The organism is Luteibacter yeojuensis, from assembly GCF_011742875.1.
GTDB lineage: Bacteria > Pseudomonadota > Gammaproteobacteria > Xanthomonadales > Rhodanobacteraceae > Luteibacter > Luteibacter yeojuensis.
In genome coordinates, this window is record NZ_JAAQTL010000003.1 from 31,389 (window position 1) to 51,879 (window position 20,491).

The following is a 20,491-nucleotide window of genomic DNA, read 5'->3' on the forward strand; positions in this document are numbered from 1 at the left end:
GCGCGGATCAGAACGGTGTCTTCCGCCGCGACCCGCGCAGGTTCTCGATCGGGAAGCTGGCGATCTCGCCACTGCCTTCGCGGCGCGACTGGCCCGCGGGCGGGCCCCAGGCGTGGGCCGCCACCACTTCCCATGTCGACGGAATGACGCCGTCGACGCGCATCGCCTCGTAGGCATCGATCATGCGGCGATAGTGCTGCTTGCCCGTAAGGCCGCGCGGACGATCCGCATCCGCGTTGTTCGCGCCCAGACCCTTCAACTCGTCGAGCAGTGCGCGAGGTGTCGGATAGGTCAGCGTGTAGCGCTCGGCGAACAGCACCGGGTCCTTCAATCCCTGCGCGAGCATCGCGTCGCCCACGTCGTGCATGTCGAGGAAGCGCGCCACGTGCGCCTGCTGGTCCGCGGCCGCCCAGGCGGCGCGCAGCTCGGTCAGCGTATCGGGACCGAAGGTGGAGAAGGTGAGCAGCCCGCCGGGCTTCAGCACGCGCGCGCATTCGGCGAAGAGGCGGGGCAGGTCTTCGCACCACTGGAAGCAGAGGTTCGAGAACAGTACGTCCACGCTGTGGTCGGGTACCGGTAATGTGTAAGCGTCCGCGACGACGCGGCCGAACGGTTTCAGCCATCCGGCGTGATGCTTCGCCTGCCTGAGCATCGGCAGGGCGAGATCGATGGCGATCACCTGCGCCTTCGGATAGCGCTTCTTCAGCGCCGCGCTGCCCCGGCCCGTGCCGGCACCCACGTCCAGCACCACCTCGGGCGCCTGTTCGTAGATGTCGAGGCGGTCGACGAGCGTCGACTGAACCTCGCGCTGGAGCGCGTCGTGTTTCTCGTACGTGCCCGCGGCGCGACCGAAGTTGCGGCGGACCTGGCGGCGGTCGAAATGGAAGTCGCTCATGGGTGTGCGTCGACGAATCGTGTCAGGACGTCCGCCACCACGGCGGCGTGTCCAATGAAGGGGGCGTGTCCCGCGTGCGCGATCTCCTCGAAGCGGCCTTCCGCCGCCTCCGCGGACCAGCGCATCGCCTCGGGATGCACGATGCGGTCGCGCCGGCCGGCCATCCAGAGGTTGGGCTGGCGGAGCCCGGCAAGCCGTGGGCGCAGGTCGGTGGCTTCGAGCAGGCGGAGGCCTTCCATGAGTACGCGCGGATCGGGTTCGCCGCGCGAGAACGCGTCCTCTTTGAGCCGCCGCGCCTCGGCGCGCGGGTCGGCACTGCCCATGGCCTCGAGGGCGATGAAGCGCTCCACGGTAGCCTTGTAGTCGGTCTCGAGGTCGGCGGCGAGCTTGTGCACCATGGCGGCGTCATTGCCGTGCGGCCAGTCGTCGCCACGCACGAAGCGCGGCGTCGAGCACAGGGGAACGACGGCGCGCACGGCTTCGGGCAGATCCAGCGCGGCGCCGAGCGCCACCAGTCCGCCCATCGACCACCCGAGCCAGACCGCCGGTGGCGTATTCGCGGCAATGGCGCGGGCGCACGCCAGCGGTTCCAGCGGGATGTCGGCCTGGCGCGAATAGCCGTGACCCGGCAGGTCCACCACGTACATGGTGAAGCGGTCGGCCAGCGCCTCGACCAGCGGGGCGAGGATGCCGCCGTGCATGGCCCAGCCGTGGATCATCACCAGCGGGATCGTACCGCTGCCGTGGGTTTCGATATGCAGGGCACTCATGGCGAGTCGCTCGGTGCCAGCGAGGGGTCGAGGGCGCCACGGCCGTCGAAGACGAAGCAGTCGCCGCGCCAGTGGGCGCCGCCCACCTCCTCGAAGTACTTGAGGATGCCGCCTTCGAGCTGGAACACGTTCTCGATGCCGAGGTCGCGCATGTGGATCGCGGCCTTCTCGCAGCGAATGCCGCCCGTGCAGAACGACACGACGGTCTTGCCCTCGAAGCGTTCGCGATCGGCGGCGACGGCGGCGGGGAAGCCGGTGAAGCTGGACAGGCCGTATTCGACGGTGTTCTCGAACGTGCCGGCCGCCACTTCGTAATCGTTGCGCGTGTCGAGCAGTACCACCGCGCGGCCGGCGTCGTCGTGGCCCTGGTCGAGCCAGCGGCGCAGGTCTCGGGGCAGCACGTGCGGCGCCCGCCCTTCCGCAGGGCGGATGGCCGGCGCGCGCATGGTGATGATTTCCTTCTTCAGGCGCACACGCATGCGGGCGAACGGCGGCGCGTCGGACAGGCTTTCTTTCGGAACGATGTCGGCGAAGCGCGGGTCCTCGCGCAGCCAGGCCAGGAAGGTGTCGACCGCCGCGCGCGGCGCGGCCAGGAACAGGTTGATGCCCTCCGGCGCGAGCAGGATCGTACCTTTCAGCGCGAGCGCCTCGCAGCACTCGACGATCCGCTCCCGCAGGCTCGCCAGGTCGTCGAGGCCGACGAACTTGTAGGCGGAAATATTGAGGATCGTCATGCGTGGGGCCGGGGTGTGCGACCGGTCATTATACGACCGCACTCTCGACGGGGCGGGGCAGGCGGGTCAGGGCCTCCAGCAGGGCGTCGATCCGGTCCGCCGTGTGCAGGGCCGAGAGGGTGATGCGGAGGCGTGCGCCGTCGCGCGGCACCGTGGGCGGGCGGATCGCAACGACCAGGAATCCCGCGGCCTCCAGCGCGGCCGCCGCGGCGCTTGCCGCCGCGGGCGTGCCCATCGGCAGGGGCTGGATCGCCGTGCCGGAGGCCATGAGGGGCAGGCCCAACTGGGCGGCACCGGCGCGGAAGCGCGCGATGTTCGCGGCGAGCCGCTCGCGGCGCCCGTCGCGGTCGAAGCGGGCCAGGCGGACCGCCGCCCGCGTGGCGGCGGCAAGCGCCGCGGGCATCGCGGTCGTATAGACATAGGTGCGGGCAAACTGGGCGATGGCCTCGATCACGGCGGCGTCGCCCGCCACGAAGGCGCCCGCGCAGCCCAGCGCCTTGCCGAGCGTGCCCATCAGGACGGGAACCTCGGCCGTGCCGAGGCCGGCGGCGCTCACCGATCCGGCGCCCTGGGGGCCGAGCACCCCCAGGCCATGGGCATCGTCGACATAGAGCAAGGCGGTGCGGGTGCGGCAGACCTCGGCCAGGGCGGTGAGGGGCGCCACATCGCCGTCCATGCTGAACACGCCATCGGTGGCGATCATCGCGGGAAGTCCCGTCCGCGCGTCGAGTTGCCGCGCCGCGCCGTCGGCATCGCCGTGGGGATAGCGCCGCAGTTCGGCACCGGCAAGCTGGGCACCGTCGATCAGGCTGGCGTGGTTGAGCCGGTCCTGCACGCACAACGACGCGCCGCGGCCCCAGACGGGCATCGCGCCCGCACCGAGCAGGGCCTGCAATGCGCCGAGGTTCGCCATCACGCCCGTGGAGAACAGCAGGGCGCGCTCGCGACCCGTCCAGTCGGCAAGTTCTTCCTCGAGCGCCGCGTGCTCGCCCCGGTGCCCTGACACCAGGTGCGCGGCGCCGGTGCCCACGCCCTCCGCGGCGGCCGTCCGCGACAACGCCGCGACCAGGTCGCGATGGCCGGCGAGGCCGAGGTAGTCGTTACCGCAGAAATCCGTCAGCGTTTTGCCGCGAACAAAACGGCGGCTGCCGAGCGCGTCGCAGGTGCGCGCGCGACGCAGCAGCCCCGCCTGTTCGCGCGCAGCGCGCGCGCTTTCCAGGCGGACGAGGAGATCCGGCCGGTTCACGCCTCCGCGGGCTCCACGATGTCGGCATGCACCGTGCCCGGCTCGATCTCGACCTCCATCGGCTTCAGGCCGAGTCGTTCGAACAGGCGGCGGTCGTGTTCCACGTCGGGATTGCCGGTGGTGAGCAGCTTCTCGCCGTAAAAGATCGAGTTGGCGCCGGCGGCGAAGCACAGTGCCTGCAAGGCGTCGTCCATCGTTTCGCGTCCAGCCGACAGGCGCACCACGGATGCGGGCATGAGGATGCGCGCGACGGCGATACTGCGTACGAACTCGAATGGATCCAGTGCCTCGGTGCCGGCGAGCGGTGTGCCGGCCACCTGCACGAGGCGGTTGATCGGCACCGACTCCGGGTGTTCCGGCAGGTTGGCGAGGGTGGCGAGCAGCCCGGCGCGCTGGGCGCGCGACTCGCCCATGCCGACGATGCCGCCGCAACAGGTCTTCAGGCCGGCCTCGCGCACGTGTTCCAGTGTATCCAGGCGGTCCTGGTACTCGCGCGTGTGGATGATCTCGCCGTAGAAGTCGGGCGAGGTGTCCAGGTTGTGGTTGTAGAAATCGAGCCCGGCCGCCTTCAGCGTATCGGCCTGCGGTTGGGTAAGCATGCCCAGCGTCGCGCAGGTCTGCAGGCCCAGTCCCTTCACGGCGCTCACGATCTCGGCCACCTTGGCCACGTCGCGATCCTTCGGCGAGCGCCACGCCGCGCCCATGCAGAAGCGGCTCGCACCCGCCTCCTTGGCAGCCTGCGCCCTGGCGAGCACGGCTTCCACGCTCATCAGCTTCTCGGCCTTCACGCCGGTGGCGTAGCGCGCCGCTTGCGGGCAGTAGGCACAGTCCTCGGGACAGCCGCCGGTCTTGATCGAGAGCAGGGTCGAGACCTGCACCGCGTTGGGATCGTGATATTGCCGGTGGACGGTCTGGGCCTGGAAGAGCAGGTCGTTGAACGGCAGGGCGAAAAGGTTCTCGACCTCCTCGCGGGACCAGTCGTGGCGAAGGGCTGCGGTCATGGCGGTTTTCCGGGGGTGAAGGCGCGAAGTGTGGAAACCTCGGAGAGGACTGTCAACCTTAATGACCGGTTTAAGGTTTACATTGCTTCGGTGCAAGGCTGCCGTACGATGGAGCCGGGATTTCCTGGGAGGTGCGTGCATGAGCGACGGACAAGGCAGCACCGGCAACGTGCTTGCCGCGATCTGCAGTTTCTTCATCCCCGGCCTGGGGCAGCTGGTCCAGGGGCGGGTCTTCATGGCGCTGATCATGTTCGTGCTCGCCGCGGTGCTCTGGGTCATCTGGCTGGGCTGGATCATCCACCTGTGGTCGATCGTGGACGCGGCGATGTTCCGCCGGCGCGTCTGAGCGCGCCCGCGACGCATGGATGCGTCCTCCATCAAGGCATGGCTGGCAGCGGCGGGGCGGTTCGTCCTTCCGCCGCGATGCCTCGTCTGCGCGGGGCCCGGCAGCGCTAGCCGGGAGCTGTGCGACGGGTGCGCGCGCTCCCTCGTCCGCAATCTCGCCTGTTGCGGGCGCTGCGCGCTGCCCCTGTCGTCGGCCGCGCCGATATGCGGGCCGTGCCAGCGGACGCCGCCGCCCTGGCACGACGTATGGGTTCCCTTCGTCTATGCGTGGCCGCTCGACGCTCTCGAGAGCCGCTTCAAGTTTTCCGCCAGCCTCGCCGCGGGACGCGTGCTCTCGACCTGCTGGCTCGCGGCGGGTCCGCCGCCGCTGATGCCCGAACTCCTCGTGCCGGTGCCGCTGCATCCCGGCCGCCTCCGCAAGCGAGGCTACAATCAGGCGCTGGAATTCGCCCGCCCGCTGGCGCGGCGCTTTCGATTGCCGCTGGCCTGCGACGTGCTGGTCCGTGCGCGCAGGACAGGCGCGCAGACGGAACTCGACGCCGCCTCGCGCGCCGCGAACGTACGCGCGGCGTTCGCCGTGCGGCGCCTACCGGCGCAGAAGCATGTGGCGATCGTCGACGATGTGATGACGACCGGGGCGACACTCGCGGAATGTGCGCGTGTGCTGCTCGCGGCGGGCGTCGAGCGGGTCGATGTGTGGGCCCTGGCGCGTACGCCGTTGCCGGGACATCGCGATAGCGACTGCCGGCCTCAGTGATTCACGTAGACAGGATTGCCAAGGAGCAGCAGCTTCCCCTCGGGCGAGCGCACGTCCACGCGCAGCCAATGAGGCTTGCCGTCGCCGGTCCAGTCGAACGTCGCCTCGCCGTTCGCGGGGATGGCTTGCGCCATCGAGGCAAGCGGCTTTCCATCCAGCGTCACGACCAGCCGCTGCCCTTGCACCGCCGCCGTCCGGACGGTGACATGCATGACGGCACCCGCCCCCAAGGCGATATCGTCACCCATCCCCGCCTGCGCCGTGCCGGCTCCGGCGATGACGTCGAGCGAACGGTCGCGCGTCCCCTCCGCGTCCACGAACACGTGTCCCGCGCGGATTCCGTCGAGGATGCCTTCCATGGAAAGCGCCTTCGCGTGCACCACGGTGGTTGGCGTGCCGATCGTGCCGGCGAACCGGTCCCGCGGGTCGTCGGCGCCGATGTGGCTGTCGCTGCCGCCGATGGCCGTGATGCGCAAGCCGTCGTTCAACTGCTTCTCCCAGAACGGGATACCCGTGTCGGCGCGTTGCACGTCCGTCCCGTTGATCGCCTCGATCGCCTGGAAACCGCGCATGTCCACCGGCTTCTTCGGCGTGAACCCGCAACCCATGCAGGTCTCGTCGTTCGGCCGGTTCGGGTGGTTGATCGAGATCACGCCGTGGGCGCGGGCAACGTCGGCGAGCAGGGCGTTCCAGTCCGGCACCGCTTTCGTGCCCACGCGGAAATCCACGGTGCGCGACACGCCGAACAGGTTGGCGTGACCCTCGAACGTGGTGATCTCGCGCGCGGGAATGAGCAGCATCGTGTCGAAGTAAGGCTGCATTTCCCGCAGATCGGAAACCTGCGACATCGTGTTGTGATCGGACACCGCGATGAAATCGAGGCCGCGCCTCGCCGCCGAACCGACGGTGAGGAACAGCGGGCAAGGCACCTTCTTCGTCTTCGAGAGGTTCAGGCAGCCACCGTCGCTGTGCGCGGTATGCATGTGCAGGTCGCCGCGGTACCAGCGCTCGTCCGTGGAAAGCGCGTCGCCGAGTCCATGTTCCGGACCGAAGCCCTCGTCGTCGCGCGAAAGCCAGATCTTGGCGGTGTACGCGGCCTTCGCGGCGGGCCGGATGTTCGGTATGCCGAGCAGCAGCCGCCATCTGCCGGGTTCGATCGCGCCGGGCAGGTAGGAGGCGGTGGCATCCGTGGCCGACACCGTGAAACGCCGCTTGGTGCCCCCGCTCCAGCCGCGGAATCCGTCCTGGGCCTCGAACCCGCCGGGGCCGAGCAGGCCGAGGTCGATCGTGGTCCGCTCCTCCCGGCCGGTGTAGTCGACGTCGACGGTGATCCGCGACGTGCCCTTGGGCACGTCGAATGGAACCTCGCGATACGTATGCTGGTCCGCGCCGGACAGCCGGCCCCGAAGGACCAGGTCCGGCGCCCGCTCCGCCGCCATGCCGGCGGCGGCGAAGCAGGCGAGCGCGATGCCGAGGAGGGCGCGCATCAGAAGCGATACATCGCGGCAAGGCGGAACGAGCGGCCGAGCAAGGGACGGGCGATGAACGTGTTGGCCCCCGCGTCCGAGCTCAACAGTTCGCCGGCGCGTGGGTTGCCTTCGGTCAGGCCCAGCGAGTTGGTGATGTTGTCGGCGTAGAGGAACAGCGACAGCTGCTGCGTGGCGTCGTAGCGGGCGCTTGCGCCGACCACGTGGTACGACGGCAACACCACCGAGTTCGCGGTGTCGACATAACGCTTGCCTTCGTGCTCGTACGACACCTGCAGGCGCAGGCGGCCCTGGAGAAGGTTCACGCCCGGCACGATGCGATAGCTGACCTTCGGTACGCGGATGAGCTGGTTGTCGTCGTAATCGCGCAGCACCGGCGCGTTGGCGACGACGTCGGTATAGCTCAGGCCTTTGTACTTCGGATCCTGCAGCGTGGCGTTGAACTGCACGTCGAACCACTTGGTCGGGTACAGCGTGCCTTCCAGCTCGAGACCATAGGTCTTCGTGCTGGCGAAGCCGGTCTGCGGCGTGGACGTGTTGCCGTTGCGATCGAAGACGTTGTTGGTGAAGCTGACGTTGTCGTACTTGGTGTAGAAGGCCGTGGCGTAAAGGTCCACGAAGCGGTCGCTGTACTTCCAGCCGGTCTCGGCCAGGTCCATCGTCTGCAGCAGCGGCGTGGCGGTCGGGTTGGTGATGTAGGTGCTGAGGTTCGGCAGGCGGAAGGCCGAGGTCCAGCGCGCGAACAGCCCCTGGCGCGGCGAGAATTGCCAGTTGGCGCCGAGCGTCCAACCGGTCTTGTCGAAGGACTGGTCGTAGTGCGTGAGCACGCCGTTGCCCGTGATGACCGAGGTCGCTGCCGGCGAACCGCCGATGTCGATGGTCTTCTTGCCCTCGGTGAAGCCCTTCACGTTCACCTTCTCGTAGCGCAGGCCGCCGTCGATGCGCAGTTCCGGCGTCACCTGCCATTCGTCGGAGGCATAGAAGGCGTTGGTGTCGGACTTTCCGCTGGCGTGTTCCCACTCATAGCCGTAACGGTAGATGCCGTGGTCGGTCAGCGAGCCGAGCACATTGCCGTTCGCGTCCACGCCCACCAGGTCGAGCGCGCGGGCGTTGTCGGTGGCGTCGGTCAGCATCGTCGACGAATAGCGGCCGAAGTCCTGGTTGAAGTTCGCGTGGTAGTAGCCGAACGTGACGTCGTGGCTCTGGTCGCCGAACTCGAACTTGCGCAGCACGCGCGTGTCGTTGATGAACTCGTTGACTGGCATCGTCACGCCGCGCAGGCCCTCGGTCACCACCAGGCCATTGCCGTTCTGGTTGGCCACGTTGAACACCTGCGAGGGATTGTCGACGTAGCGGAACTGCAGGCCGGTCGCGCCGGGGATGGCGGACAGGCGCTTGGTGTCCTGCGCGATGAACGAGCTGGCGCTCTGCAGGGCGTTCGGGAACACGCCGTTACGCTGCGTGTCGGTGGTGCTGTAACGCATCGACTCGGCCAGCTTCCAGTCGTCGCCAAGGTCGTGGTCGAACTTGAACGACACCTGCGTGCGCTTCACGTGGGTGCCTTCGTCGTTGTCGAAATTGTAGAGGCTGCCGTCACCCTCGCGCATGAGCACGTGCTCGGTGTCCGGGCCGGCCAGTGTGCCGTAGTTGCCGTTGAAGCCCGGCACCGGGCGGATGTCGCCGTTGGCGTTCGTGCGCATGGGGATGCCGAGGTAGAGGGCCACCTTGTCGTCCATGTGCTTCACGTCGAAGCTGATGTCGCCATGCTCCAGTTCCTTCGACAGCGTGGCGCGCAGCTGGCCGCCGTCGTCGGCGTGGAACTGCGGGCGGCGGATGCCGTCGTCCACGCGCCAGAATCCGCCCACGCCAAGCTTCCAGCCGCTGCCGACCGGCGTGCCATACCAGAAGTCCAGGCGATTCAGCGAGTAATTGCCGACCGTATACTTGACCAGGCCTTCCGGCGTGTCGCCGACCTTGCGCGGAATGAAGTTGATCGCGCCGGCGGGAGCGTTCGAGTAGAAGATCGACGAGGGGCCGCCGCGGACGACTTCGACGCGCTCGATGGTCTCGTCGAGGCGGAATGCCTGGTCGGCGTTGAGGTAACCCAGCGCCGGGTCGTGCTGCACGGGAATGCCATCCTCGAGCAGCGTGACCGACCCGTAACCGTCCACGGGGATGCCGCGCGCGCGAATGTTGCCCGACGCTTCGCCGCCCGACGACTCCACCCAGAAGCCCGGCACCGACTTCACCGCCTCGGTGACGCTGGTGGGCGCCTGCATGCGCAGGCGGTCCTCGTCGATCGTGGTGATCGAATAGCTGGTTTCCGCCTTGGTGCGGGTTTCCACACCCGAACGCGCGGTGACCACGACATTGTCGAGGTCCGTCGTCTTCTTCTCGGGACTGCTGTCCTGGGCATGGGTCGCGGCGGAAACGAGAAGCGCGCCGACGAGCGCCGTGCGCACGGCGCGGCTGAGCAGGGTATTACGCATGTTGGATGTCTTCCGGGGATAGAGGCTGCGCGCACCCTCCCCCCGGACCGCGCATTCGTGCGCCGGCCCGCGGCCACTCCGTGGGTCCGCGTCCCGGAGGAACTTATGCGTCAGTGATGACGGGACCGCTGAACTTTCGTGACGGCCCTATTTCAATCGAGATAAATGGTCATCGGCGCCTCACACCGTGATCACGGTCACAGTGCGAGCGCGATCACGATACCGAGCCACAGGGCCAGTCCCACCCAGTTGTTGTTGCGGAAGGCGGTGAGGCAGGCGCCGCGTTCGCGGTCGCGCATGATCCACTGCTGGTAGCCGAACAGGCCGGTTGTCGCGGCCAGCCCGATCCAGTACGGCCAGGCCAGTCCGGCGCGCGTGCCGACGAGCAGCATGGTGAGCAGGAAGGTGCCCATCAGCACACCGATGATGACGAGGTCGGCGTCGGCGAAAAGGATGGCCGTGGACTTGGCGCCCGCCTTGATGTCTTCGTCGCGGTCGACCATCGCGTATTCGGTGTCGTAGATCACCGACCAGAGGATGTTGCCGATGAATAGCAACCAGGCGAGCGGCGGCACCGTGTTCGTCACCGCGGCGAACGCCATCGGGATCGACCACCCGAACGCCGCGCCGAGTACCACCTGCGGCAGGTTCGTATAGCGCTTGCTGAAGGGATAGACGGCGGCCAGCGCCGCGCCCGCGAAGGAAAGCAGGATGGTGAGCCGATTGGTGAAGAGCACCAGCACGAAGGAGAAGACGAGGAGGCCGGCGAACACATAGAGCGCTTCGCGCGGCGTGACCCTTCCGCTGGCGATGGGGCGCCCCGCCGTGCGAGCCACCTGCGGATCGAGCTTGCGGTCGGCGTAGTCGTTGATGGCGCAGCCGGCGGACCGCATGGCGAACACGCCCAGGGTGAAGATCGCCAGGGGGCCGACGGGCGGAAAGTCCCTGGCGGCAAGCCACAGCGCCCACCATGTCGGCCACATGAGCAGCAAGGCCCCGATGGGCCGGTCCATGCGGGTGAGCACGAGGTAGGCGTGGATCTTCTCGCGTCGCGCGGCCGGCAGGCCTTTGAGCAACATGGCGAGCACACGCTCGGCGGTGCTCGAGGCATCGGCGGGGCGGGCGACCGGTGCGGCAGGCTTGCGCGCACCGGGTGCCGTCTTGCGGCGGACAGGAGTCTTGCGGGAGGTGGGGCTCATCCGCGAAGTCTAGCCGACCACCGTTTGCAGGCGTCAGCGTTCGAGGGGCTCGATCGGATCGTCGTCCGCCGGCGGCTCCGGATCGGCATCCCGCTCGGGCTTGTAGTGGCCGGGCTTGCGGATTTCGTCTTCGGGACGGTTCTTGCCGGGTTCGGCGAACGGCGGCTGGGGATTGGTGGGAGTGTAAGGCATGGGCACGGCACCTTCGGGGGGGGAGGCGTCCAAGCTAGGTGCCGGCCGGTGAAACAGCTGGATACGCACCGTAAAGCCAGGGTAGAGACGACTCGGTCGAGGGGCGGCAGACGGGGCAGGTCTACACGGTCTGGTAGGTGACGTCGCCTCACGCGCGTTCCACGATTTCCCCGGCGAGCCAGAGCGCTGTCCGGAAGGCGACGAGCAACTCGTGCTCCGCCTTGCCGGAGCCGCCAAGGTCCGCGATCTCGATCACGTCGACGAGCTTCGCGGACTGCTTCACGATCTGCGCGACCGCGGCGTCGTCGACATCGACCACCAGCGTGAGCCGGGAGACGTCCGCTTCCGGCATCGCCGTCACGACCAGGGATTCGATGTTGTAGCCGCGCGACGCGAACAGGCCCGCGACGCGGGCCAGCGCGCCTGCTTCGTTCTGCAGCAGCATGGAGATCAGGTGGCGCATCGTCAGAACATTCCCGTCGGTTCGGCGGCGAGGGCCACCGGTCGTTCGCGGCTCGGTATCCAGTCCCCGGTGATCATTTCCGCATAGGTCGCGCCCGGTCCCACCATGGGGTAGACACCGGCGTCCGGATCGATCACGACCTCGAGGAAGGCGGGGCCGTCGAAGGCGAGGAAGTCGGCGATGGTGGTATCGATCGCCGCCGGGTCGTCGAGCCGGCGGGCCCACTCGAAGCCGTCGGCCTGGGCGGCAAGGACGAAGTCCTTCTTGTGCAGGCTCTTGTCCGAGGCGGAGAAGCGCCCCTTGAAAAAGAGCTTCTGCCACTGGCGCACCATGCCGTCGCCGCTGTTGTTCAGGACCACGATCTTCACCGGGAGGTTGTATGTGGTCACCGTCTCCAGTTCGCCGATGTTCATGCGGATGCTGGCGTCGCCGTCCACGTCGATCACGATGCGGTCGCGGCGGGCGAACTGCGCACCGATCGCCGCGGGGAGGCCGAAGCCCATCGTGCCCATGGCGCCGGACGTGAGCCAGTGACGGGGCTCGCGGAAATCGAAATACTGCGCGGCCCACATCTGGTGCTGGCCGACCCCGGTGCTGATGATCGCGCGGCCGTCGGTGATGCGGTTGATGGCTTCGATCACGGCGCAGGGCTGGATGCTCGCGCTCTCCCGGCAGAAGTCCATCGCGTGGCGGGTCTTCAGCGCCGCGACGTGCGCGTGCCACGGTCCGTAATCGCCGCGTATGCCCTTGTCCCGGCCATACGACGTAAGGCGCGCGAGCGACTGGTCGAGCGTGCCCACGTGGTGCCAGTCCACCGTCTTCACCTTGCCGATCTCGGCGGGATCGATGTCGATCTGGGCGATCGCCCGCGCCCGCGGCGCGAACTTCGCGGGGACGCCTACGACGCGATCGTCGAAGCGGGCGCCGAGGGCGAACACGAAATCGCAGTCGTCCATCGCGTAGTTGGCATAAGCCGCACCATGCATGCCGAGCATGTCCAGCGCGAGCGGATCGGTGGTGTCGAATCCGCCGATGCCCATGAGGGTGGTGACGACGGGGATGCCGTGCTCGTGTGCGAAGTCGCGCAACGCGTCGGCCGCGCCGGCCGACACCACGCCGCCGCCGGCATAGATGAGGGGACGCCGCGCCTGGCCGAGGAGGGTGAAGAACCGTGCGCATTCCTCGTCGGGAATCGTCGCCGACTGCACGGCATGCAGCCGCGAGCGATAGCCGCGCACCGGCAGTTCGCGGCTGCCGTGGAACACGACGGGGGCGTTCTGCACGTCCTTCGGGATGTCGATGACGACCGGACCCGGACGTCCGCTGCGGGCGATATGGAAGGCGGTGCGAAGCGTGGCCTCCAGGGTGGCCGGATCGGTCGCGAGGAAGACATGCTTCGCGCACGAACCCATGATGGTGCTGACGGGGGCCTCCTGGAACGCGTCCGTGCCGATCGCCGCCGTGGGAACCTGTCCGCAGATCACCACCAGCGGGATGGAATCGGCCATGCAATCGCGTACGGGCGTGACGGCATTCGTCGCACCCGGTCCGGATGTGACCAGGGCCACGCCCACGCGGCCCGATGCCCGCGCATAACCCGCGGCCATGAAACACGCCCCTTGCTCGTTGGCCGGCACGATGAGCGGCATGGGCTCGCCGCCACCCTCGCGCGGATGCGCGCCGTTGTAGCGGAATACCGCATCGTAAACGGGAAGGATGGCGCCGCCGGAATAGCCGAAGAGGACATCGAGACCTTCGTCGGCAAGTACCTGCACGACGACATCCGCACCGGTAAGGGTCCGGCCGGCCAGGGAATGAATCGGGTCGGGGCGAACATCGTCGACGGTGTCCAGTTGGGCGTTCACGGCAACTCTTTCCTATTCAGCTGATGGATCGACGGTGAAGCCACTTCATGTAGGAGCCGCTATAGCGGCGAGAAGCCGACGGAGCGGTGAAGCGACGCGGTCACTCCCTCGCCGCTATAGCGGCTCCTACAAATCAGCGGCGGGTCACGGTGTTTTGGCCGCTTCGGTCTCGCGTTGGGCTTTCGGCTGGTTGGCAGCCAGCCACGGCATCCGCGCACGCAACCGCGCGCCGACCTTCTCGATCGGGTGCTCTAGGTCGCGCTGCTTGAACGCCTTGTAGTTCGGCAGGCCCGCCTTGTATTCCGCCGTCCATTCGCGGGCGAAGGTGCCGTCCTGGATCTCTTTCAACACGGCTTTCATGCGCTCCTTCGTGCCCTCGTCGACCACGCGCGGACCGCGGGTGTAGTCGCCGTACTGCGCCGTCTCCGAGATGAACTCGAGCATGCGGGCGATGCCGCCTTCGTAGAACAGGTCAACGATGAGCTTCAACTCGTGCATCACTTCGTAATAGGCGATCTCGGGGCGATAGCCCGCCTCGACGAGCGTTTCGAAACCCTTGATGACCAGTTCGGACGCGCCACCGCAGAGCACGGCCTGCTCGCCGAAAAGATCGGTTTCGGTTTCTTCCTTGAAGTCGGTCTCGATGAGCATGGCTCGTGCGCCGCCGATACCCGCCGCATAGGCCGTGGCGCGTTCGGTGGCCTTGCCGGTGACGTCCTGGTGCACGGCATAGAGGCAGGGCACGCCGCGGCCGATCTCGTATTCGCGACGCACGAGCGCGCCCGGGCCTTTCGGTGCGACGAGCACCACGTCGATGTCGGCGCGCGGTGCGATCTGGCCGAAGTGCACATTGAAGCCGTGGGCGAAGAGCAGCGTGGCGCCGGGTTTCATGTTCGCCTCGATGGCGTCCTTGTAGATGCCCGGCTGGGTCATGTCCGGCGTGAGCACGGCGACGAGGTCGGCGCCGCGCACGGCGTCCGCCGGTTCCGCCACGGCGAAGCCGTCGACATAGGCGCGGCTCCACGAGGGACCGCCGGGGCGCAGGCCGACCACGACGTCGAGGCCGGAATCCTTCAGGTTGAGCGCATGGGCACGCCCCTGGCTGCCGTAGCCGAGCACGGCGATGCGGGCGTTCTGCAGGGGAGCGGTGGTGGCTTGGGTGTCGGTCATGGTGTTCTCCGAAAGTAAGGGTGCGGGCGTCTGTTGCAGGAGCCGCTATAGCGGCTCCTGCAGGAGGGTCAGTTGCCGATCAGTTCCTGGGTGAGGTTTTCCTCTTCGAGTTGGCGCTGCGCATGTGTCGCGACGACCGGCGCATCGTCGAATGCCTGGGTGACGGCACCTTCCGCGGCGGAGCCGACGAGGCGGGCGTACTTCGCGAGCACGCCACGCGTCACCTTCGGTGCCGTCGGCCGCCATGCGGCGCGTCGCGAGGCGAGGTCGGCATCGGTTCGCAGTTCGCGCGACGCGGCGTCGATGAACACCGCATCGCCCTCGCGAAGCAGGCCGATGGGGCCGCCACGGGCGGCCTCGGGGGCGACGTGTCCGACCATGAAGCCATGCGTGGCTCCGCTGAAGCGTCCGTCGGTGATGAGCGCCACGTCGTTGCCAAGCCCGCGCCCGACGAGCGCCGCCGTGACCGCGAGCATTTCGCGCATGCCGGGGCCGCCGGCCGGACCCTCGTTGCGGATCACCATGACGTCCCCGGCACGGATGCGTCCGGCCTGCACCGCCGCGAAGGCGGCTTCCTCGCTCTCGAACACGCGCGCGGGGCCGGCGTGACTGGTACGGCCATGCCCGGCAAGCTTGAGGATGCAACCTTCGGGCGAGAGATTGCCGTAGAGGATGCTGTAGCCGCCGCGCGGCTTGAACGCATTGTCGACGGGACGGACCACCTGTTGGCCTTCGGTGGCGGGCGGTGCCGCATCCAGTTCGGCGAAGAGGCTGCGTCCGGTGACGGTCTGCGTGTCCGCGATCAGCCCTGCTTCGCGCAGCTCGCGGGCGACGACAGCCGTGCCGCCCGCGGCGGTGAGTTCGACGGCGCTGAAGCGCCCGCCGGGTTTGAGATCGGCGATGACCGGCGTGCGCGCGGACGCGGGCTCGAAGTCCTCGATGGAGAGCGGTACGCGTGCCTCGTTGGCGATCGCCAGCAGGTGCAGCACGGCATTGGTGGAGCCCGCGGTGGCGGCAACCATGCGTGCCGCATTGTCGAACGCGGCACGGGTCATGACGTCGCGCGGACGGCGATTCGCTTCGAGACAGCCCATGGCGAGCTCGCCGCAGCGGTACGCGGCATCGCGCTTCGCCGGATCGGTCGCGGGAATGTCGTTGAGACCCACCGGCGACAGCCCGAGCGTGGTCAGCACCATCGCCATGGTATTGGCGGTGAACTGGCCGCCGCAGGCACCCGCGCCCGGACAGGCGTGGCGCTCGACATCGTCGAGTTCGGCATCGCCGATCTTGCCTGCGCCGTGCGCCCCCACGGCTTCGAACACTTCCTGCACGGTGATGGGGCACCCGTTATGGCTGCCATGCGCGATGCTGCCGCCATAAAGCGCCACGCCGGGAATGTTCAGGCGGGCCAGGGCCATCGCGGCGGCCGGGATCGTCTTGTCGCAACCGCACAGCACCACCATCGCGTCGAGGCAGTGACCGTCGACGGCCAGCTCGATGGAATCGGCGATCAGCTCCCGGCTCACCAGCGACGAGCGCATGCCCGGCGTGCCCATGGCGATGCCGTCGGTGACGGCGATGGTATTGAATTCCACCGGCGTGCCGCCCGCCGCGCGCACACCCTCGGCGGCGGCTTCCGCCAGTTCGCGCAGGTTGAGGTTGCACGGCGACACGTTCGACCAGCTGTGCACGATGGCGACCATCGGCCTGGCGATGGCGTCGTCGTCCAGGCCGGTAGCGCGGAGCATCGCGCGGGCGGGTGCGCGGTCGGGACCGGTCTTGATGGCATCGCTGCGCAGCGTGCGCAGTGGAATCTTCTTCGTGCTCATGCGGCCTCCGCTTTGGCGGTGAAAGCATCGAGGACGGCGCGGGTCACGGCGTGCGTGGTGGCGCTGCCGCCGAGATCGCGGGTGAGATTGGCGTGTTCGAGCACCTGGTCCACCGCGGCTTCCACCACGGCGGCTTCCTGCGCGAGGCCGAGCGAATGGCGAAGAAGCATGGCGGCCGAAAGGATCGTGCCGAGCGGGTTGGCCAGGGACTGACCGGCAATGTCCGGCGCCGAGCCGTGGATGGGTTCGTAGACGCCCGCTCCCGGGCCGCCGATGGACGCCGACGGCGACAAGCCCAGCGATCCGGCCAGCACCGAGGCCTCGTCGGTGAGGATGTCGCCGAACATGTTCTCGGTGACGATCACGTCGTAGTCGGCGGGGCGGGTGAGCAGGTGCATCGCCATGGAATCGACCAGCTGGTGTTCCAGCTCGACATCCGGATAGTCGGCGGCGACCCGCGTGGCGACGGCCCGCCAGAGGCGCGAGGTTTCCAGCACATTGGCCTTGTCCACGGAGGTGACCTTGCGGCGCCGGGAACGGGCCAGGTCGAACGCATGGCGAAGCACGCGCTCGATCTCCTCCACGCTGTAGCGGCATTCGTCGGTGGCATCGGTGTCGCTGCGCGTCTTCGCGCCGAAGTAGATGCCGCCGGTGAGTTCGCGGATGAAGACGAGGTCCACGCCCTTCGTGCGCTCCGCCTTCAGCGGCGACAGCGCCGCGGTACGCGGATGCAGTTTCAGCGGCCGCACGTTCGCGAACACGCCGAGGAGCTTGCGCATCGCCAGCAGGCCCTGCTCCGGCCGGATACTGGCATTGGGATCGGACCACTTCGGTCCGCCGACCGCCCCCAGGAGGACGGCGTCCGCCGCGAGCAGCGCCTCGCGCGTTTCCGGCGGCAGCGGATCGCCGAAGCGGTCGATGGCATCGCCGCCAATGGCGTGTTCGGTGAACGCGAACTCGTGCCCGAAGCGCTGCGCCACCTGGCGCAGTACGGCGACGCCGGCGGATGCGACCTCGGGGCCGATGCCGTCGCCGGGGAGAACGACGATCGAGGCCTTCATGCGGCTTCCTCCATGCGCTGTTCGTATCGGGCGATGTCGGTTTCCTGCTGCAAGAGGAAACCCAGCTGGTCCACGCCGTTCAGCAGGCAATGACGCGAGAAGGCGTCGAGGTCGAAGCGGACCACGCCGCCGTCGGGGAGACGGATGGTGCCCTCGGCGATGTCGATGCGCAGTTCGACGCCGGGGTTGTCCAGCAGCCAGCGATGCTCGGCGTCGCTGACGACGATCGCCACCAGGCCGTTCTTCAGTGCGTTGCCGCGGAAGATGTCCGCGATCTCGCTGGAGACGACGGCCTTGATGCCGTAATCGAGCAGGGCCCATGGCGCGTGCTCGCGCGACGAGCCGCAGCCGAAGTTGCGTCCGGCGACGAGGATGCTGCAGCCGCGCGCCTGCGGCTGGTTGAGCGGGAAGGCGGGGTCGTCGCTGCCGTCGGCGGCGTACCGCCAGTCCTCGAAGCAGTGCCTGCCGAGGCCGGTACGCTCGGTGGTGGTGAGGAACCGCGCCGGGATGATGCGGTCGGTATCGATGTTTTCGTTGCGCAGCACCGCCGTGCGGGAGTGCACGTAGGCGAGCGGGCGGGTGGTCGGGCTCATGCGGCGGCTTCCTTGTTCATGTATTCGCGTGGATCGGTGACGCGGCCGGCCACGGCGGACGCCGCGGCGACCAGCGGGCTGGCGAGCACGGTGCGCGCACCCTTGCCCTGGCGGCCCTCGAAGTTGCGGTTGCTGGTGGCGACCACGAGCTGGCCCGGCTGGGCGAGATCGCCGTTCATGGCGATGCACATGGAGCACCCCGGTTCGCGCCACTCGGCGCCGGCGGCGCGGAAGACCTCGTGCAGGCCTTCCCGCTCGGCGTCGCGGCGTACCTGCTCCGAGCCGGGGACCACGAGCATGCGCACGCCCGCGGCCACGCGCCGGCCGCGCAGGATCTGCGCCGCGGCACGCAGGTCGGAGAGGCGGCCGTTGGTGCAGCTGCCGATGAACACGACGTCCACGGGCTCGCCGGCGATCGGTTTGCCGGCGGTGACCTTCATGTAGTCGAGCGCTCTCTGTTCGAGCGCATCCGCCGCGGCGGGCACCGGCGCATGGATGGACACGACCATGCCGGGATGCGTGCCGTACGTCACCGACGGCTGGATGGAGGAGGCGTCGATGCGCACCTCGCGATCGTAAGTGGCTCCTTCGTCGCTGGGCAGCGTGCGCCAATGGGCCACCGCGCGCTCCCAGGCCTCGCCCTTCGGCGCGCGCGCGCGCCCGGCCAGCCAGGCGAAGGTCGTCTCGTCGGGAGCGATGAGACCGGCGCGCGCGCCCGCTTCGATGGACATGTTGCAGACCGTCATGCGCTCTTCCATCGACAGCGCGCGGATCGCCTCGCCGGTGTATTCGAGCACGTGCCCGGTGCCGCCGCCGATGCCGATCTTCCCGATGATGTGCAGGATGAGGTCCTTCGCGGTGACGCCTTCCTGCAGCGCGCCGTCGACATGGATGGCGAACGAGCGCGGCTTGCGCTGGAGCAGGCACTGCGTGGCGAGCACGTGGCCGACCTCGGTGGTGCCGATACCGAAGGCAAGCGCGCCGAACGCGCCGTGGGTGGCGGTGTGGCTGTCGCCGCAGACGATGGTCATGCCGGGCTGCGTGGCGCCGACTTCGGGTCCGGCCACGTGCACGATGCCGCGCTGCGGACTGTCCCAGCCCATGAGGTCGATGCCGAACTCGCGCACATTGGCTTCCAGCGTGGCGACCTGGGTTTCGGCTTCCTTCGTGTAGTAAGGCCGCCTGCCGTCGGCATCCGGCGGCAGCGTGGGCGTGGAGTGGTCGAGCGTGGCCAGCGTGCGGTCGGGGCGACGCACCTTCAGTCCACGGCCGCGCAGTTCGTCGAACGCCTGTGGCGAGGTGACCTCGTGGACCATGTGCAGGTCGACGTAGAGCACACCTGGCGTGTTCTCCGTTTCGGCCTTTACCTGGTGGGCGTCCCACAGCTTGTCGAAGAGGGTGCGCGGGCTCATGCGGCGACCCTCCCGGCGGTGGCGTCCTCGACCGGTGTGAGCCAGCCCCAGCGGTCCTCGGTGCGTCCGTCGAACAGGCCGAAGAAATCCTGTTGCAGTTGTCGCGTGATCGGACCGGGCCTCGCGCTGCCCACCGGCTTGCGGTCCACCGAGCGGACGGCGGTGACTTCCGCCGCCGTGCCGGTCATGAAGACCTCGTCGGCGAAATACAGCATTTCGCGCGGCAGCGACTGCTCCACCACCTCGTAACCGCGTTCGCGCGCCAGCGTCAGCACGGTGTCGCGGGTGATGCCGCAGAGGATCGCCGAGGCGGCGGGCGGGGTGTAGATCGTGCCCTTGCGGACGACGAAGAGGTTTTCGCCCGCGCCTTCGCTCAAGAGCCCGTCGGTACCCAGCGCGATGCCCTCGGCGTAGCCGCCGTTCACCGCCTCGCGGGCGATCAGCTGGCTGTTGAGGTAGTTGCCGCCGGCCTTGGCCCCGCTGGGATAGGTGTTCGGCGCGGCGCGGTTCCACGACGACACGCAGACGTCGACGCCCTTCTCGATGGCATCGGCCCCGTGGTAGGCATCCCAGGGAAGGGCGATGACGGCGACGTCCACCGGCGTGTCCAGCGATGGCGCCAGGCTGAAGGTGAAGCCGCTGCGGAAGACGATCGGCCGCACATAGGCGGAGCGCAAGCCGTTCGCGACGATGACCTCGCGGCAGGCGCGATTGACCGTCGCCGCGTCGTAGGGCATCGCGAGGTCGTAGACGCGTGCCGAGTGGAACAGCCGCTCGGTATGTTCCTCCAGCCGGAAATAGCGCGGGCCGTCGGGCGTGGCGTAGACGCGTACGCCTTCGAAAACGGAGGAGCCGTAATGCAGCGCATGCGCGCCCACGTGGACGGTGGCATCGGCCCAGCTCTTGATGCGACCGTTGTGCCAGAGGTGTGTCGGGGCTTCCATGGATCCTCCTTCAGGACTGGACCGCGACGGCGGCGGTCG

General features: G+C 68.5%; 19 protein-coding genes. 2 read left to right on the forward strand and 17 right to left on the reverse strand.

All coding sequences use genetic code 11. The annotated features are described in order from the left end of the window. Nucleotides 1-7: 7 nt before the first annotated feature. Genes bioC through bioB form a run of 5 tightly spaced genes read right to left on the reverse strand, consistent with a single transcriptional unit; the run spans nt 8 to nt 4,646 of the window. Nucleotides 8-895 carry a malonyl-ACP O-methyltransferase BioC gene (gene bioC, locus HBF32_RS17690; RefSeq protein WP_166701134.1) on the reverse strand — a complete coding sequence of 296 codons (888 nt, stop codon included), beginning with the start codon at nt 893-895 and terminating at the stop codon, nt 8-10. Continuing rightward, a complete protein-coding gene (bioH, locus tag HBF32_RS17695) occupies nt 892-1,665 on the reverse strand; it encodes a pimeloyl-ACP methyl ester esterase BioH (RefSeq protein ID WP_166701135.1) in 774 nt (257 codons plus the stop codon). The genes bioC and bioH overlap by 4 nt, the downstream gene beginning before the upstream one ends. Further along, nucleotides 1,662-2,399: a sulfurtransferase gene (locus tag HBF32_RS17700; protein ID WP_166701136.1), complete on the reverse strand. Its 738-nt coding sequence runs from the start codon at nt 2,397-2,399 to the stop codon at nt 1,662-1,664. The genes bioH and HBF32_RS17700 overlap by 4 nt, the downstream gene beginning before the upstream one ends. 28 nt (nt 2,400-2,427) lie before the next feature. Beyond that, nucleotides 2,428-3,645: an aminotransferase class I/II-fold pyridoxal phosphate-dependent enzyme gene (locus HBF32_RS17705; protein ID WP_166701137.1), complete on the reverse strand. Its 1,218-nt coding sequence runs from the start codon at nt 3,643-3,645 to the stop codon at nt 2,428-2,430. Continuing rightward, entirely contained in the window at nt 3,642-4,646 is a 1,005-nt protein-coding gene (gene bioB, locus HBF32_RS17710; protein WP_166701138.1) for a biotin synthase BioB, read from the reverse strand. The genes HBF32_RS17705 and bioB overlap by 4 nt, the downstream gene beginning before the upstream one ends. A 139-nt stretch (nt 4,647-4,785) precedes the next feature. Between bioB and HBF32_RS17715 the strand changes: the two genes are divergently transcribed. Both HBF32_RS17715 and HBF32_RS17720 read left to right on the forward strand, forming a co-directional pair. Beyond that, nucleotides 4,786-4,992 (forward strand): hypothetical protein, encoded by a 207-nt coding sequence (locus tag HBF32_RS17715; RefSeq protein ID WP_166701139.1) that lies wholly within the window; start codon nt 4,786-4,788, stop codon nt 4,990-4,992. A gap of 15 nt (nt 4,993-5,007) precedes the next feature. Beyond that, complete coding sequence (locus HBF32_RS17720) at nt 5,008-5,748, forward strand: ComF family protein (RefSeq protein WP_166701140.1); 741 nt, start codon at nt 5,008-5,010, stop codon at nt 5,746-5,748. On the opposite strand, the gene HBF32_RS17725 is transcribed toward HBF32_RS17720, so the two are convergent. The 12 genes from HBF32_RS17725 to HBF32_RS17780 all read right to left on the reverse strand — a co-directional run bounded on the left by HBF32_RS17725 (nt 5,742) and on the right by HBF32_RS17780 (nt 20,452). Next, entirely contained in the window at nt 5,742-7,235 is a 1,494-nt protein-coding gene (locus tag HBF32_RS17725) for a CehA/McbA family metallohydrolase (protein WP_166701141.1), read from the reverse strand. The two genes, HBF32_RS17720 and HBF32_RS17725, sit on opposite strands and share 7 nt — an antisense overlap. Further along, a complete protein-coding gene (locus tag HBF32_RS17730) occupies nt 7,235-9,724 on the reverse strand; it encodes a TonB-dependent receptor (protein WP_166701142.1) in 2,490 nt (829 codons plus the stop codon). Before HBF32_RS17730 ends, HBF32_RS17725 begins: the two co-directional genes overlap by 1 nt. Nucleotides 9,725-9,921: 197 nt before the next feature. Continuing rightward, complete coding sequence (ubiA, locus tag HBF32_RS17735) at nt 9,922-10,803, reverse strand: 4-hydroxybenzoate octaprenyltransferase (RefSeq protein WP_240148062.1); 882 nt, start codon at nt 10,801-10,803, stop codon at nt 9,922-9,924. Nucleotides 10,804-10,956: 153 nt separating this feature from the next. After that, complete coding sequence (locus HBF32_RS17740) at nt 10,957-11,115, reverse strand: hypothetical protein (protein ID WP_166701144.1); 159 nt, start codon at nt 11,113-11,115, stop codon at nt 10,957-10,959. Between the two features lie 148 nt (nt 11,116-11,263). After that, a complete protein-coding gene (gene ilvN, locus HBF32_RS17745; RefSeq protein WP_166701145.1) occupies nt 11,264-11,578 on the reverse strand; it encodes an acetolactate synthase small subunit in 315 nt (104 codons plus the stop codon). 2 nt (nt 11,579-11,580) lie between these two features. Beyond that, nucleotides 11,581-13,443, reverse strand: a complete 1,863-nt coding sequence (ilvB, locus tag HBF32_RS17750) for a biosynthetic-type acetolactate synthase large subunit (protein WP_338039828.1) — start codon at nt 13,441-13,443, stop codon at nt 11,581-11,583. 144 nt (nt 13,444-13,587) lie between these two features. Next, on the reverse strand, nt 13,588-14,613 hold the full coding sequence (ilvC, locus tag HBF32_RS17755) for a ketol-acid reductoisomerase (RefSeq protein ID WP_166701146.1): 1,026 nt from the start codon (nt 14,611-14,613) through the stop codon (nt 13,588-13,590). A gap of 68 nt (nt 14,614-14,681) precedes the next feature. Continuing rightward, entirely contained in the window at nt 14,682-16,412 is a 1,731-nt protein-coding gene (gene ilvD, locus HBF32_RS17760) for a dihydroxy-acid dehydratase (protein ID WP_166701292.1), read from the reverse strand. A gap of 26 nt (nt 16,413-16,438) precedes the next feature. Further along, nucleotides 16,439-17,503: a 3-isopropylmalate dehydrogenase gene (gene leuB, locus HBF32_RS17765; protein WP_166701147.1), complete on the reverse strand. Its 1,065-nt coding sequence runs from the start codon at nt 17,501-17,503 to the stop codon at nt 16,439-16,441. Then, complete coding sequence (gene leuD / locus HBF32_RS17770; RefSeq protein WP_166701148.1) at nt 17,500-18,096, reverse strand: 3-isopropylmalate dehydratase small subunit; 597 nt, start codon at nt 18,094-18,096, stop codon at nt 17,500-17,502. The genes leuB and leuD overlap by 4 nt, the downstream gene beginning before the upstream one ends. Further along, nucleotides 18,093-19,508, reverse strand: a complete 1,416-nt coding sequence (gene leuC, locus HBF32_RS17775; protein ID WP_166701149.1) for a 3-isopropylmalate dehydratase large subunit — start codon at nt 19,506-19,508, stop codon at nt 18,093-18,095. Before leuC ends, leuD begins: the two co-directional genes overlap by 4 nt. Further along, nucleotides 19,505-20,452, reverse strand: a complete 948-nt coding sequence (locus HBF32_RS17780) for a branched-chain amino acid transaminase (RefSeq protein ID WP_166701150.1) — start codon at nt 20,450-20,452, stop codon at nt 19,505-19,507. Before HBF32_RS17780 ends, leuC begins: the two co-directional genes overlap by 4 nt. Nucleotides 20,453-20,491: the final 39 nt, after the last annotated feature.